This is a genomic window from Chryseobacterium indologenes, from assembly GCF_001295265.1.
GTDB lineage: Bacteria > Bacteroidota > Bacteroidia > Flavobacteriales > Weeksellaceae > Chryseobacterium > Chryseobacterium indologenes_A.
This window is the reverse complement of the sequence record NZ_LJOD01000001.1, coordinates 701,061-715,705: the sequence shown is the minus strand read 5'-3', so window position 1 is coordinate 715,705 and position 14,645 is coordinate 701,061. Positions and strand designations below refer to the sequence as shown.

At 38.7% G+C, this 14,645-nt stretch carries 11 protein-coding genes; 3 read left to right on the top strand and 8 right to left on the bottom strand.

Features of this window, described 5'->3' with window-relative positions:
• Positions 1-309: 309 nt before the first annotated feature.
• A complete protein-coding gene (locus AOB46_RS03150; RefSeq protein WP_062696577.1) occupies positions 310-1,236 on the bottom strand; it encodes a DMT family transporter in 927 nt (308 codons plus the stop codon).
• A gap of 223 nt (positions 1,237-1,459) precedes the next feature.
• Between AOB46_RS03150 and purE the strand changes: the two genes are divergently transcribed.
• A complete protein-coding gene (purE, locus tag AOB46_RS03145) occupies positions 1,460-1,963 on the top strand; it encodes a 5-(carboxyamino)imidazole ribonucleotide mutase (protein WP_062696576.1) in 504 nt (167 codons plus the stop codon).
• A gap of 81 nt (positions 1,964-2,044) precedes the next feature.
• Here the strand turns inward: purE and AOB46_RS03140 are convergent, their stop codons facing one another.
• The 3 genes from AOB46_RS03140 to ahcY form a co-directional block, all read right to left on the bottom strand.
• Positions 2,045-2,641 (bottom strand): hypothetical protein, encoded by a 597-nt coding sequence (locus AOB46_RS03140; RefSeq protein ID WP_131724310.1) that lies wholly within the window; start codon positions 2,639-2,641, stop codon positions 2,045-2,047.
• A 51-nt stretch (positions 2,642-2,692) separates the two neighbouring features.
• Positions 2,693-3,085, bottom strand: a complete 393-nt coding sequence (gene yiaA / locus AOB46_RS03135) for an inner membrane protein YiaA (protein WP_062696574.1) — start codon at positions 3,083-3,085, stop codon at positions 2,693-2,695.
• Between the two features lie 333 nt (positions 3,086-3,418).
• Complete coding sequence (gene ahcY, locus AOB46_RS03130; RefSeq protein ID WP_062696573.1) at positions 3,419-4,732, bottom strand: adenosylhomocysteinase; 1,314 nt, start codon at positions 4,730-4,732, stop codon at positions 3,419-3,421.
• A gap of 166 nt (positions 4,733-4,898) precedes the next feature.
• Here ahcY and AOB46_RS03125 point away from each other — a divergent pair, with 166 nt between their 5' ends.
• Positions 4,899-5,429: a HugZ family protein gene (locus AOB46_RS03125; RefSeq protein ID WP_062696572.1), complete on the top strand. Its 531-nt coding sequence runs from the start codon at positions 4,899-4,901 to the stop codon at positions 5,427-5,429.
• A 164-nt stretch (positions 5,430-5,593) separates the two neighbouring features.
• Positions 5,594-6,208: a 4'-phosphopantetheinyl transferase superfamily protein gene (locus AOB46_RS03120; RefSeq protein ID WP_062696571.1), complete on the top strand. Its 615-nt coding sequence runs from the start codon at positions 5,594-5,596 to the stop codon at positions 6,206-6,208.
• Here AOB46_RS03120 and AOB46_RS03115 read toward each other — a convergent pair.
• The 4 genes from AOB46_RS03115 to porU form a co-directional block, all read right to left on the bottom strand.
• On the bottom strand, positions 6,181-6,918 hold the full coding sequence (locus AOB46_RS03115; RefSeq protein WP_062696570.1) for a hypothetical protein: 738 nt from the start codon (positions 6,916-6,918) through the stop codon (positions 6,181-6,183). The genes AOB46_RS03120 and AOB46_RS03115 overlap by 28 nt on opposite strands.
• A gap of 78 nt (positions 6,919-6,996) precedes the next feature.
• Complete coding sequence (locus tag AOB46_RS03110) at positions 6,997-9,252, bottom strand: FUSC family protein (RefSeq protein ID WP_062696569.1); 2,256 nt, start codon at positions 9,250-9,252, stop codon at positions 6,997-6,999.
• Positions 9,253-9,488: 236 nt separating this feature from the next.
• The gene (gene porV, locus AOB46_RS03105; protein ID WP_062696568.1) at positions 9,489-10,652 is read right to left on the bottom strand and encodes a type IX secretion system outer membrane channel protein PorV; all 1,164 of its coding nucleotides are present in this window, start codon (positions 10,650-10,652) and stop codon (positions 9,489-9,491) included.
• A gap of 60 nt (positions 10,653-10,712) precedes the next feature.
• Positions 10,713-14,615: a type IX secretion system sortase PorU gene (gene porU / locus AOB46_RS03100; RefSeq protein ID WP_062696567.1), complete on the bottom strand. Its 3,903-nt coding sequence runs from the start codon at positions 14,613-14,615 to the stop codon at positions 10,713-10,715.
• Between the last annotated feature and the right edge of the window lie 30 nt (positions 14,616-14,645).

Below are 14,645 nucleotides of genomic sequence, written 5' to 3'. Positions count from 1 at the left end.
GAGTATACAAGATAAGAAAAAATCTAAAAATGAGAAAAATATAACTTTGTTGAAGAGATAAAGCAATTCTGTCAGATTCTCATGTTATCGTTATTTATTTGGTGGATAATGAAAGAGATCATATTTCTGATTGTCGTATCAAAAGGAATTGCAGATAAGTGTTGGTGAATTTTTTTTTCAGATTTAAAAAAGCTTAAGTGAACTTCTATGCACGAAGCTATAAACTTATAAACTAAAGCGTAAAACTCTTTTGAATCTTTTTTGATTAAAAATATTTCATTGTCACAAATACGCAGGGGTTTTATGATATTAGGAGGTGCCGGCTTTTAAGGCTTCCGTTTTTCCGTTTTTGAACATTCCCGGTTTGTAATTGATGATGAAAACTCCGCAAATGATTAAAACAGCTGCAAGAATGAACTTTACAGAAATAGGTTCATCCATGATCAGCCAGCCCAGGAATATGGCAATGATGGTGTTGATGTAGGCTAATATGGAAACCTGCACCGGGGAAATTTTGGTTAAAGCGTAATGGAATGCAAAAAAGGCTGCTACAGAACCAAAAACAGCAAGATAAAGCATCGCAGAAATACTTTTTAAAGTCCAGTTTCCGAAGTTATAGTTTTCTGAGAATAGAAAGGCTAATCCAATCTGAACAATTCCTGCAAACAGAAACTGATAAAAAAGGTTCAGGGTGATATTTCCGCTCTGAATATTTAATTTTTTGGTGAAAATAGTTCCTGAAGCCCATCCCGAAATGGCACAGAAAAGAAAGATCATTCCCATTCTGTAATCGGGATTAGCGAGATCCTGAAGCCCATCCCAGAAAATGAAAAGAATTCCGCTGAAGCACATCAGTACTCCGCCAAGCGCCCTAAGGCTGAATTTTTGTAATCCTACAGCCACACTTCCCAGAAAAACAAGAATAGGAGAGCAGGCACTGATGAGAGAGGCCAGGCTGCTGGATACGGTTTCTTCCGCCACGGTGGTCATTCCATTCGCTACAACCAGCATTAATGATGAAAAGATAATCTGGTAGCCCAGACTTTTCCAGCCGATCCATCTGAATTCCTTTTTTGAAAGAAGGACAAAAAGCATGATAACCGCTGCGAGAAACTGCCGGATCCCGGCTACAAACCAGGCCGGAATGGTTTCTACAGCCACACGGATCGCTAAAAATGTAGTTCCCCATACAAGGGCAACAGTAAGAACAGCAAAAATGAGTTTGTAATCTTTCAAGATAAGACGAATATAACAAGCAAATTTATTGGTTTTACCCTACATCAGATGGATACAGTTGAGGAAATTTTTAGTGGTACAGATATGTATAATACAAGCCGGAAGAAGGAAGCAGGAAAACCAAGAAGTCTGAAAGTTCCATCTTCACGCTTCCTGCCTCTTTTCTAAAATTTTAACAGCAGGTTAAAATTCTTTATCTTTGGACATCTAATAAAAATTGAAGATGGTAGGAATTATTATGGGCAGCCAGAGCGATCTGCCGATTATGGAACAGGCTGCAAATTTTTTAAAAAGTCTTGATATTCCCTATGAATTAACGGTAGTTTCTGCCCACAGAACACCGGAAAGAATGTTCGACTATGCCCAGAAAGCAAAAGAAAGAGGGTTGAAAGTAATTATTGCAGGAGCCGGAGGAGCTGCTCACCTTCCTGGAATGGTAGCGAGCTGCACAACGCTTCCTGTAATCGGGGTTCCTATTTTGTCCAGCAATTCTATTGACGGCTGGGATTCTGTATTATCTATTCTTCAGATGCCGGGGGGCATTCCTGTGGCAACAGTAGCATTAAACGGTGCTTTGAATGCCGGAATTTTAGCGGCTAAAATAATAGGAAGTGCAGACGCAAGTGTTGCAGAAAATCTTCAGAAATATCAGGATTCCCTGAAAGATAAAGTATTAGGAACCGTGGATGATATTAAGGCAAAGCATCCCAATCATTATGATTTGTAATACAACATAGTATTGATTAGCATAACAGTTTGAAAGCAGTGATAAACAATAAAAACGGATGAGCAGTCATCCGTTTCTTTTTTATATTGTTATTTGATTTATGATAGGATACCGTTCCAATACTTTCGGATCTATTTTTAAATCCGGACGGAAGTACATGATTCCTTTTACAAAATGAGCAAACAGCGCATTGGAATTACGAACCAGAACAGCGGATTTAAATTTTACAGGCTGGGCTTTTATGATATCCAATTCATTTTTTGTAAAAATATAAAGATCAGATTCGCTTTCTGAATAGCCTCTGTCTGTCCATAGCACATCATAGGCTCCGCCTTCGTTATTGGCAGAAAGCGATTCATAGAGAAGAGATTGGGACTGGATATTTTCACCGTAATGATGCAGCCCTTTTTCATCTACCTGTATTTGGGTGTATTTGGGTTTCTTTGAACGGTATTCTGCTATGGCTATCCATATCAGAAAGGATAGAACAGGCACTGAAAACCCTAATATGATCAGCTTGATTTCAAGTTCTTTTACCCGGAAAGAGAAAATAATCATGCCTGCCAGTGAACCCAGTATCAATATAAAAAAAACTAACAAAAAGACTCTTAAGACAACTGTAAGTCCTCTGGCAGGTATGGAAGATAATGGCTGGAAATTTTTTTCGGACTGTAGCATTATGGCCTGATTATTTAAAGAAGAAACTCTCCGGATCCGGAGAGTTTTTTATTATTCCTGAAGCATATTGTCTCTTGTATTCTTTTGAACGGCAATTGCACCAAAAAGAGCGAGAAGAAAAGCAAAGGCATAAAATCCTTTTTCGCTTGGAAGTATGGTGGCGTTCCAAAGTCCTATAGCCAGTAATACGATAGAGGATAATGTAGCAAACCAGCAGATTCCGTAATAAATGTCTGTTACCGGGATGTTTTCTAACCGGTCACGTACTGCTTTCTGAAGAGAAACAACGGCAAACAGGCCATATAACAGAATGGTAAAATAATATCCCTTCTCATTCAGCTGCATTTCAGCTCTTGCGAGACCAACGATAAACCCAATCATTCCTGCTCCCAGGGCCACCCACGATGCTGCTACAAATGCATTCGATACTCTTTGTTTTTTCATAGTCAATATGTTTTGATAGGCTAAATATATTCATTTTTTTATGAACGTTGTTATAAGGAAGATAAATATAGGTAAAATAAGGACGAAAGCTCTGAATAAACTTCTTCCGGATTGTATAAAAGAGGCAGATTTAGCTGAAGCCAATGATTTTTAAATCCGGCTCTCTTCCTAGCCCTGATAGCAGCGGTTACCCCACAGCATGCTTCGGATTGGGCAATGGAGCGAGGAGTATGAGCGTATAGCAGGAAACAGCTTCTGAAAAAAGAATGGTAGAAAAATAAAAGACTTTCCAGAAATCTGAAAAGTCTTTTACTATAATAAGATTAAAAAATATTAGTATCTGTAGTACTCAGGCTTGAATGGCCCTTTTACATCTACACCAATGTATTCTGCCTGTTCCGGAGAAAGGGTTTCAAGCTCTACGCTTAATTTTTTAAGGTGTAAAGCTGCTACTTTTTCATCCAGGTGCTTAGGAAGCATATATACTTCATTTTTGTAAGCTGCGGAATTGTTCCATAGCTCGATCTGAGCCAGAGTCTGGTTAGAGAAAGAGTTAGACATTACGAAGCTTGGATGCCCTGTAGCACAGCCTAAGTTTACCAGTCTTCCTTCTGCAAGGATGATGATTTCTTTTCCTTCTACGTTGTAGATGTCTACCTGAGGCTTCACTTCAGATTTAGTCTGACCGTAATTTTTATTTAACCATGCCATGTCAATTTCGTTATCGAAGTGACCGATGTTACAAACGATGGCTTTGTCTTTCATTTTAAGGAAGTGTTCTCCTCTTACGATGTTGAAGTTACCGGTTGTAGTAATGATGATATCTGCGTTGTCTACTACAGTATCCAGTCTTTTCACTTCATAACCGTCCATAGCAGCCTGAAGCGCACAGATTGGATCAATTTCAGTAACCGTAACGATAGAACCAGCCCCTCTGAATGATGCAGCAGTACCTTTACCTACGTCTCCGTATCCGCAAACTACCACTCTTTTTCCGGCAAGCATTACGTCTGTAGCTCTTCTTACCGCATCTACTGCAGATTCTTTACATCCGTATTTGTTGTCAAATTTAGATTTGGTTACGGAGTCATTTACATTGATTGCAGGCATTACCAGGGTTCCGTTTTTCATTCTTTCGTACAATCTGTGTACCCCGGTAGTGGTTTCTTCAGAAAGTCCTTTGATATCTTTTGTAAATTCAGGGTATTTATCAAAAACCATGTTGGTTAAATCTCCACCATCATCAAGGATCATGTTCAGTGGCTTTCTGTCTTCACCGAAGAATAATGTCTGCTCAATACACCAGTCAAATTCTTCAGCATTTAAACCTTTCCACGCATAAACAGGGATTCCTGCAGCAGCAATTGCAGCAGCAGCGTGATCCTGTGTAGAGAAAATATTACAAGATGACCAGGTAACTTCAGCTCCTAAAGCCACCAATGTCTCGATAAGTACAGCGGTTTGGATGGTCATGTGAAGACATCCAGCGATTCTTGCTCCTTTTAGCGGCTGAGATGGTCCGTATTCTTCACGGATAGCCATCAGACCCGGCATTTCTGCTTCTGCAAGAGTAATTTCTTTTCTTCCCCATTCTGCCAGGGAGATATCCTTAACTTTATAAGGAACGTATTGTGTTGTAGTACTCATATGTAATGAATAGTTTTAAATTCAGTTGATAACGAAATGCAAAATTACAATTAATAATTAAGATATAAAAACATAGATAAGTTTCAGATTTTATGAGATTAAACAGGGTTTAAGATTATTTAGTTTTACTATAAATAACTATTTTCACCTGATAAATCAATATATTATGGATCATACTAATGCACAGAACGACGCACAGAGAAAGGCAAAGCCTGCTGCTCCAAAAGTAAAAGAGCTTATCAACAGGTGTAAGAGTGTTATTTTAGCTACAGTTGATGCAGAAGGAAATCCTAATGCAAGCTATGCTCCTTTTGTACAGGCGGGGAATACTTTTTATATTCTGGTGTCTTTTATGGCAAAACATACCAAAAACCTGGAGGACGGAAGAAAAACTTCATTGATGTTTATTGAGGATGAATCGGACACCAAGCAGATCTATGCCCGTGAACGTCTAACAATTGAAGCGGCTGTTTCCCAAACAGAAAGAGAATCTGAAACATGGAATGAAGTTGTTGCTAAGCTTAAGGAAACCCACGGGAAAGTGGTGGACGTTATTTCAGAAATGGGCGATTTTATTCTTATTGCATTGCACCCCGTAAAAGGTTCTTACGTAAACGGATTCGGAAGTGCCTATTGGGTAGATGAAAACCTGGAAATCCTTGAGCACAGAAATGATGTGAATCATCAGCCTAAATAAATTAAGAAGGGGAGCTGGAAGAGGGAAGAAGGGAAGTTTATACCAATTAACGTAAGTAAAAGCTTCCTCTGAATAAATTTTCTGATTAATTCTGCATTTGTTTGCTGGGAAATATAACTTCCATCTCCCATCCTTTTTTCGTATTTTTGCAGAATAAAAAAGCAATGCCCCTTTACCGAGATTTTTCTGATGATAATGCCACAATACTGGTGTGGAAATATGATGAGAGTGAAGAACTCAATATCCATGAACTTCTGGAACCGGAAAATGCTGAAAAAGTAAAGGATTACCATCCCAAAAAACTACAGGAAGTCCTGATGGTGCGGAAGCTTCTTAAAGGATTAAAACCTCATTCCAAAATCCTGTATAAAGAGAGAGAGCCTTTTTTATCCCCTAAAGATGCGGAAATTTCCATTACGCACTCTTTTCCCTTTGCTGCCATTGCGATTTCCAAAAATAAAATAGGGATTGATATTGAAAAATTCAACCCGAAGATTTTAAGGGTAATTGATAAATTTACCTATGAAAATGAACGCGGATTTATTCCTGAGGATAAAGCAGATACATTCTACACGATTATCTGGAGCGTGAAGGAAAGCATGTATAAGATCCACCATTCCAAATACTGGTCTCTGAAGAAAAACTATGAAGTGAAACCTTTTGAACTGAAGCACCTTCATAAAATAAGCTGCAGGGTATACGACGAGCAGTTTTCAGATGAATTTAAAGCAAGGGTAGAGTTTTTTGATGATTACTGCTTTACAATTGTGGAAGAGTAAGTGTTTTTATTTTTAAACAACTGCCTTATTGAAACTAAATGCCCCCAGATAATTACCGGAACAACAAAGGTAGGAAGCCAGCAAAACGGAAAATATAAGATGGCTATATTGGGCTGATCAAATCCTAACTTCTGTAATGGGGAGGGTGCAGATAAGAAGGCTATAATCACTATGTTGATCAGCAATGCCAGACTGATGATATTCCACCATAAAATTAAATTTATACTTATTTTTGATTTACCGATTCCGTAATAAGCAATGAATGGTGCTGTAATACCTGCCATTATATCAAAATTTATTCCTTCAAAAGTCATCAGCTCCGGAATAGCCTTATGTAAGAACAGCCAATACAATACTATTTCTACAAAAAACCTTATAGTATTGGTATAGGTAATGGATAAAAGGGGAAGACTGTCAATAAACAATTTACCTTTCTTCGTATTAAAAAGCAGTAGAATGACAAAAACAGGGGGAAGAATACCCAATATTACAATTCTGGGAGGAAGAGAGTTTAAATGGGTGCTATAAATATTATTCATGGCTAAGAAAGCCTGAAGAATCAGCCAGGCAATGAGTGCGGGGGAAATAATACGGAAATTTGATTTTGCTGTTTTTAAATCCGATCCTTTAATTGTTCTGCAAAACAAAAATAGGGTAACTAATGTAATGATTCCGAAAGTTAATGAAATATATAGCGGTAAATTTTCCAAGGGTGATTTTTAATTAAAAGTACCATAATCAGTTAAAAAACAAATTACCCTAAGACAAGAAATCTGAAAAATGGATAATTAAGATTCCTCTACCTTCTCCGCTTTATATTTTTCAATCACCTTTCTCTGTTCTTTCGCAACGTCATAGATCAGTTCCAGAATATCATGAATATTTTTAAGTTCCGTTAAATGAGATATTTTATCTGGATCTCTCCGGTCGATAATATCGTTTTCCTCGATCTCGGTTTTTCTTTTCATCAGCATATCCTCAATAGAAGAGTCTTCCGGCTCAAGGCGGCTTTCCATTTTGAGAGTTTCGTTGATGTCATTTCCATTGAGCAGGGCTGAGGTTTGCTGCATTTCGGCTTCAATCTTACGACTCCAGCTTTCGGAATCTATTTCCGGATATTGCTCATTGCTTTTGGCATATTGGGATAGGGAAGCGGTATAAGCGGTAATAAGATGGGAGGTAGCCACAAACTGATGTACCACTTCCAGCTTTTTCTGCTGGTTTTTAGGATCAGAAATCATCCGCTGAAAATTATCGGAAAGATTGGCCAGTGAAATGATGGCATTTTTTCTTTTTATTTTATAATCTTCAATGTCGAAATCTCCCTGTAGGAATTTGGCTATTACACTCTGAAAATAGATGAGGTTATCTGCGGCAGATTTCTTCATGAGATCAAGATTCTGCGTATGTTCCCAAACCGGTAAAACAATATAAGAAACGGCAAAAGCAATGATTCCGGCAATGGCTGTATCCAGTACCCTGTCTTTAAAGATGATATTTACTTTCCCCGGGTTTAGGAAGTTGAAACTCAGAAAAACATAAATGGTCATAAATAGTACAGCCCAGAAGTAGCGTCCCTTTAAAAAACTGAAGCACATAATCATACTGATCAGCAGAATGGCAAATAAGATACTGTTGATATGAATAAAATGCAGAATAATATACGCAATGGTAGCTCCCACAACAGTTCCATACAGACGAAGAAGATTCCGCTGCTTGGTAATGGAGTAGGCCGGCTTTAAAATAGCGGTAATGGTAATTAATATCCAGTAGGTATGCCCCAATCCCAGAAAATCAAACATGGAGAAAAGGTATCCAAGCAGCAGTGCTGTTGTAATTCTTATGGCATGACGGAAATGAGAGGACGATAATGAAATATTATTCCTTAAAACTTTAGAATTCAGCTTGGGTTCATTAGGCATGAATTTCTTCAGATCGAGTCCGGTAGATAAACTTTTGGCCAGTTTTACGTTTTGAGAAAATACTTTGTAGATCTCATTGATTTCCTTTGTGATCTCATTAATGCGCATCAGAATCTGGCGCAGGATCATGAAGTTTTCAAGACTGTCCGGAGATAATTGTTTATTCCTTAGTTCAAAATAATTAAAATTAAGATTTTTTAGTTCAAGCTCCATATTGAACATAGGTTTTGCCCTGGTCCCACTCTGAAGGGCAATCCCGATATTGGTAATCTCCTCAGCCAGAAGATTGAGGTAATCGTGAATGTTGACCAGGATCATGCTGTCTTCAAAACTCTGCTGCAACTTCTGGTAATCGCTTTCAGAGGTCATCAGTTTTTCATGAAGGTCCATTGAGTTCAGGAACATCAGCATCAGTAACCGGCTGGTTGTTGTAGATTCATTAACGATGGTTCTGGTCTTGAAAACAGTCTCTCTTGTTTCTTCCTGGAGATTTTTGATCTCAATCTGCTTGGCAATAACCTGGGTAGTCAGCTTGTCGAAATCAGGATTTTTCTGATAGTAATTGGCTTTGATCTTTAAAAATTCAGCAAGCTGGAGATAATTTTCACCAATCATCTGACCTGCCAGCTTATACGGACGGATAGTTGTTACAACAAGGAATATAAGCAGGAACCATATACAGCCGCTGGCAAAGATCAGTAAGCTTTTAAAGATATCACTTCCTGTAAGATGCCCGTCAATAAAGATGGCAAGCACAACAAGAGATAATGATCCTACCGCTGCGAGCCTCTGGCCATAAACCCCGATCAGGGAGAAAAACATTCCGAATACAATAATCTCAAGAAGAACAAGAACTTTAATATTCATTACCAAACTCGCGATGAGTGCCACCAATACAAAGCAGCAAATGGCAAAGGCCAGTGCATTTCTTCTTCGGATAAAAGGGCCGGGCTGGTCGGTGAGCGCTACAAAGCTGGTTCCCAAAGGAAAAAGAAAGTATTCTTTTAAAATTCCGAAATGCGCAAGAACCAAACAGGGCAGAACAGTGGCCAGCGTAATTCTGATTGCAGAATATACATATTGGCTGGTAACGAATTTTTTGAGTTCTGCTGAATAGTTCATGCTACAAAAATAATTATTGGAGAGATAAAAAACCTTATAAAAATAAGACTTTTATAAACTTATTTGTGGCTGTCTGCTATTATATTTTTATCAATTGTGAATTTTACAGCGAGCGAAAAGTGAATAAGACTGATTTGCAGATTTACAGCGTAACGAACAGAGTGTTTGCCATTGACTTTTTTCGGCATAAAAAAACCGGCTCAGAAAAGAACCGGTTTATAGGTGGAAAAAATATCTTAATAATCTACATTAGATGTTTCTTCACCAATGTTCCAGGTAAGACCGAAACGAAGGGTATTATCTAAGGCAGTATTGATTTTTGACATATTGATCAGGTAAGAGATATCCAGTCCGAAAGAACGGTACTTTAATCCGATACCGGCAGTGGCATACTGTCTTGCTCCCTGCTCTTCACTTTCATGGAAGTAACCTGTTCTTACAGAAAAAGCATTGTCATAAGAATATTCCAAAGCTCCGCTGTACATGATGCTGTTCTTGTTTTTGAATGATTTTGTGATTCCGGCAATAGGACCTACATTAGGAATCTCATATCTTGGCTGTCTTGTATTTGGATCTATACCTACATATTCCGAACCCGGAACTAAGATTTTAGAACCTTCCACGCTCAAACCGATTCTGTTCATGTCATCCAGGTACATATCATATCCAACCCCTAATCTTGCCATAGTAGGAAGATAAGATCTGGATTCTTCATTTCCTGTATAATCCAGTTTAGGACCCACATTCTGAATAGCGAGACCTGCATTCACTTTACCCTCATAGCCTCCAAAGCTTGAAAACTTCGGAGAAGTATAATATCCGGAAACATCTACTGCAAAAGAGTTGGCGGGTTTAAGAGTGGTATCGGTATTGAAACCTCCGGCTAAGTCTGAACGGATAAATCTACCGGTAACAGCTCCTGAGAAAGAATCAGAAAGTTTAAGGGCGTAAGCAACGTCAATAGAGAATTCGTTGGGTTTTGAAGTACCCATTGATGCTACTTCTGTACCTACTAATTGAGTAAGGTCCACTTCCCCCATATTAAAATAATAAATACTGGCAGAGATGGTAGATCTTTCTTCCTGTCCTAAGAATTTATGGAATGCACCATACAGTAAAAATACATCATTAGTAAGCTTCCCCATATAAGGTGTATAGTTAAGACCTACGGAAGAACTTGTTCTGCTAAAAGGATATTTTGCTGCGTTCCAGAATTGTGAGAAGGCATCAGGTGAGGTAGCAACCCCCTGATCTCCCATACCACCAGCTCTTGCATCAGGTGAAATCCTAAGGAAAGGCGCTCCGGTTAATACTGGATTGATCTTGCCTAAGTCCTGCGAATAGCCCAGAAAACCAGCACTCAAACCAAATCCCAAAAGCAGTTTTGTAGTTAAATTCATATGTTGTCTTTTATATATTATCAGTTTTTTATAAATATTGTTATCTATGTATTATCTAATTTATTTCAAAAGTACCATTTTTTCTACAGCTGTGGCACTTCCTTTGCATTTTTCTTGATTTTGACTTTTTGCAAATATCTTAAAAATATACGTACCTTTTGCAACAGTTGCCCCAAAATCATCTCTTCCGTCCCATTCTATTGCCTGACGCGGCGTTCTAAAGCCCTGTAGGAACGGTTCTGCAACTACCGGCTGTGATAATGTTCTTACTAATTTTCCGGTGATGGTATAGATTTGAACATTAACATCCAGAATATCATCACAATTGTGCTCAAACTGAATATACGTTTTATTGGTGAAAGGATTCGGCCAGTTCAGCGGTCTGTTAATAATCAGATGCTGATCGGATTCATCCTTAACTTCAAAGTTTAACGTAGCAGTTGTCGAATTATTGTTTATATCCCAAACTTTAAATGTTAATTGGTGTTGTCCCACAGCAAGATTTCTGAAAGGATAGGTTACATTTCCTTTCTGATAATCGGCCAGGCTTGGGTTTACACATCCGTTGCCTTCACCCGGAGCGAAGAAATCATTCAGAACAACCGTATTGATGATCTGGCCATCCAGATACACGGTAATGTCATGGCCGATTCCTGATCCTGTAGAGTTGATTCCCGTATCATCTGTAATACACGCCAGAAGCATTGGATTCTGATTCGTAATTCCTCCGTCTGCAAAATTGGTGTTATTCATATACAGTCTTACTTTCGGAGGTTCATTATCGTTGATTCCGTTCGGGTTGATATCTCCCACCTGTACAGCCTGATTGTTGAATACATCAGATACCTTATTATCTGCATATCCTAAAATTCTTCCCTGTCCTACAGCATAGTTAATGTCTTTCGGAACATAAAACTCTACGGTAAACACTCCGTTTACAGCTGTTCCTGAAGCTTTAACGATAGCACTTCCTTCTTCCGTGTAATCTAATATAGGGGTAAGTCCTCCGTCATTGTTCAGTGTCTTTTTATTAAGCCTTTTATCAAAAATATTAATAGAAACCCTTCCGTTGAAAGTGCTGTTCAAAGTTCCGTTCGGGTTATTAATATGACCTTTTACTTTCACAAAATCCAGACCTCTGATCAGTCCCGGAACCGGAGTTTCAATATTGTCGATTACAAGAAGTCTTTGTGGTCTGCTCAGCTTCATAGCCGGATCTCCAAGGAAATTAACCTTCAGGTGGTCAATACCTGCTGTTTTTTGTTTTTTTGCGGTTAAATGGGCATAACCCAGAGTTTCAAAATTGTCACCGGTCAGTTTAAAGATGTTTTTAGTATAAAAATCGGTAAAGCTGCGCCCGTAATCTACTCCAATAGCACGGCTTGAAGTGATCATTGCAGCCGGGCCTCCCTGCTTCAGCTTAATAAACTGTTCTCCCGCTGAAAATGTTCCGGGCTCATCCCATAAGGTAAACTCGCAGGTAATGGTAGATACAAACGGGAATCTGCTGTAAACGGTAGAAAAATTGTTGGAATTCTGAATTTCCGTAGTGGTAAGAACTCTTTCCTGTGCCCATCCGTTAATCCCTCCGTGTCCAAAATAAAAAATATACAGACTGTTTCCTATATCATTGGAAATTGCCTGGTTCACCTGTGGGTATCTTTGTCCGCCTGCTGTACTTTGAGCAGGGAAGGCATCCATATATAATTTTCTTACGTTATATTCTTTAAGATCCACCTGTCCCGGCTGTTCAAAGATATCAGCCAGTGAGGTATTCATTACATTATGGAACGGGCTTCCGTTATCCTTATCATCGTCCACAACAAAATCAAGTTTCATACGCCATTCCCCGAATGGGCTGGACTGTCCCGGAAGTGAATTGTAATAAGCAAGTGTTTTATTCATCATATCTCCGGCTTCGCTTACATTGGCTGCAGGAATTCTTCCGACAGGCAGGTCCGGTAAATTGCCATCAATGCTTGATGAGGTCTGCGGCTGCGTCATTACAATATAATCATCCGTTACAAAAGATCCTACAAAATCAGAAGAGTGTTCACTCTGATAGCTGGAAACCACATTGGAATTGTTAGAAATCCTGTTTTTATAATCAAATGAAGTATCGCCCAATATAAATACATATTTAAGGCTTCCGGCAGGGCTGTTTAGTTTGGTCACAAAATCTCTTATCGCAGTAAGGTCTCTGCTTCCGCTTCCGAACTCATTATATATTTTATTTACATCTACAATTTCTACCCTGTAATTGTTTTTAGTCTGGTGGTAGGTAGCAAGCCTCTGAGCCTGTCCCATCATTTCAGGAACAGTAAGGATCAGGTAATCTATATTCTGCAGGGCAGAAAGGTTTTGATTGGCAATTCTTTCCACAAACTGAGGTGAATAAGCGGCGTCCGCACGGAAGGCCACAAACTCATTGTTGAAATTAGGATCTGAAGCCAGATAACCAAAATTAAAACTTCCTGCGCCTGCTTTGTTTACCCTTCTGTTGGCGTTGGTAATATCAGTAACATCCCATACCTGTTCTAAAGCAGCAGCATTATTGATGCCGAATCCATAGCCGGTATTTGATCCGCTTACAAGAGAAAAATCCCTGAAGTTCATCTGGGTGCCGTTGAAGGTAAGATTTTCTTTATACTGTACCTCTACATAATCAAAATAAAACGCTCCGTTTGGATTTGTTGTGATATCGGGTTTGTAGCTGAATGTAATCTGATTTCCGCTGAGGTTGGTTAATACATCTTCATATTTCAGCTGATAATAATCATAGGTGAAGTTTTGTGTATTAGGCGGAACTGCCTGGAGAGATGCATTGGTGTTATTAATTTTGAACTCAACAGTGTTTTTCTGTGCCCTGTAACCAATCACCTGTGTTTTAAACCTGATCATGTCAGAAGCCTGAATGGGAGAATTAATAGGAAAAGTGATGACCTTCTCTGTAATGAATGGTGCTTCTTCCGTCCAGATTCTTCCTACTTTCAAAAGATTCTTCTGGTCATTATTAACCACCTGGTAATTATCATACCTTGTAATCAGAGGGGTAGCCGGTAAGTTGGCATCAACGGTCTGAACCCTTTTTCCCGGTCCTTTATCAAAGTTAATATAGTAATAAGAAAAGTCTTCGTATATATTTTTGAGGTTATTGGATCGGTCTGTACGGGTTTCAGTTCTTTTAAAACCATTTCCGTTAGACGTATCATAAAGGTTATATCCATTAGGTCCCTGTGCATAGAAAAGGGCATAATCTCCCTCATTCCATACATTGTCTTCTTCTCCTACAACCTGAATGGCATTTTCCTGAAGAGCACTGTATTTTGTATCTCGGTTAAACTCAGGAAGCATAATACCTCCGTTTCCATAGATTCTGAAATTCTTCGGATTTACTGAAGACGGGCTTATTCCGTTATCTCTTAAAAACTGTGCCGTGATTTTGAATATTCCGGAACGGTCTACTTTGATCTTGTAAAAACCACCGTTGGCAAGAGGATTATCTGTTGTTCCCACTTTATTGGCCATTCCCGATCTTAGCTCATTGGAAACCGCAGTTTCTGTAATGTTGAATGAAGAAAGCCTCTGAAGACGTCCTTTTACATTTTTAAATAAGGCCACACTGATGTTGGCGTATCTTTCCCCTTCCAGGGTATAATAGGTAACATTGGCAATGTCATAATTGGGAAGACTGCCTTTATCCAGTTCATATAGTTCTCTGCCGGAAACATTTTCCCAGGCAAGATCTGAAACTTTCAGCTGCTTTTCTCCTATCTTTTGTTTAGTTATGATAAAAATGTTATTTTGGCCAAATGAAAAACCTTCATTTTTAAAATTCGGAAGATTTAATTTTGTGTCACCGAAGTCCTGGATTCTGGAACCATCCCATTCTATGGTTTTCCTTTGGGCCCAAAGCATTGATGCAAAAGAGAATAGAAATAAAAGAGTGATTTTTTGTTTCATGTTTACTATTGAAATTTCTGAATTACAAAA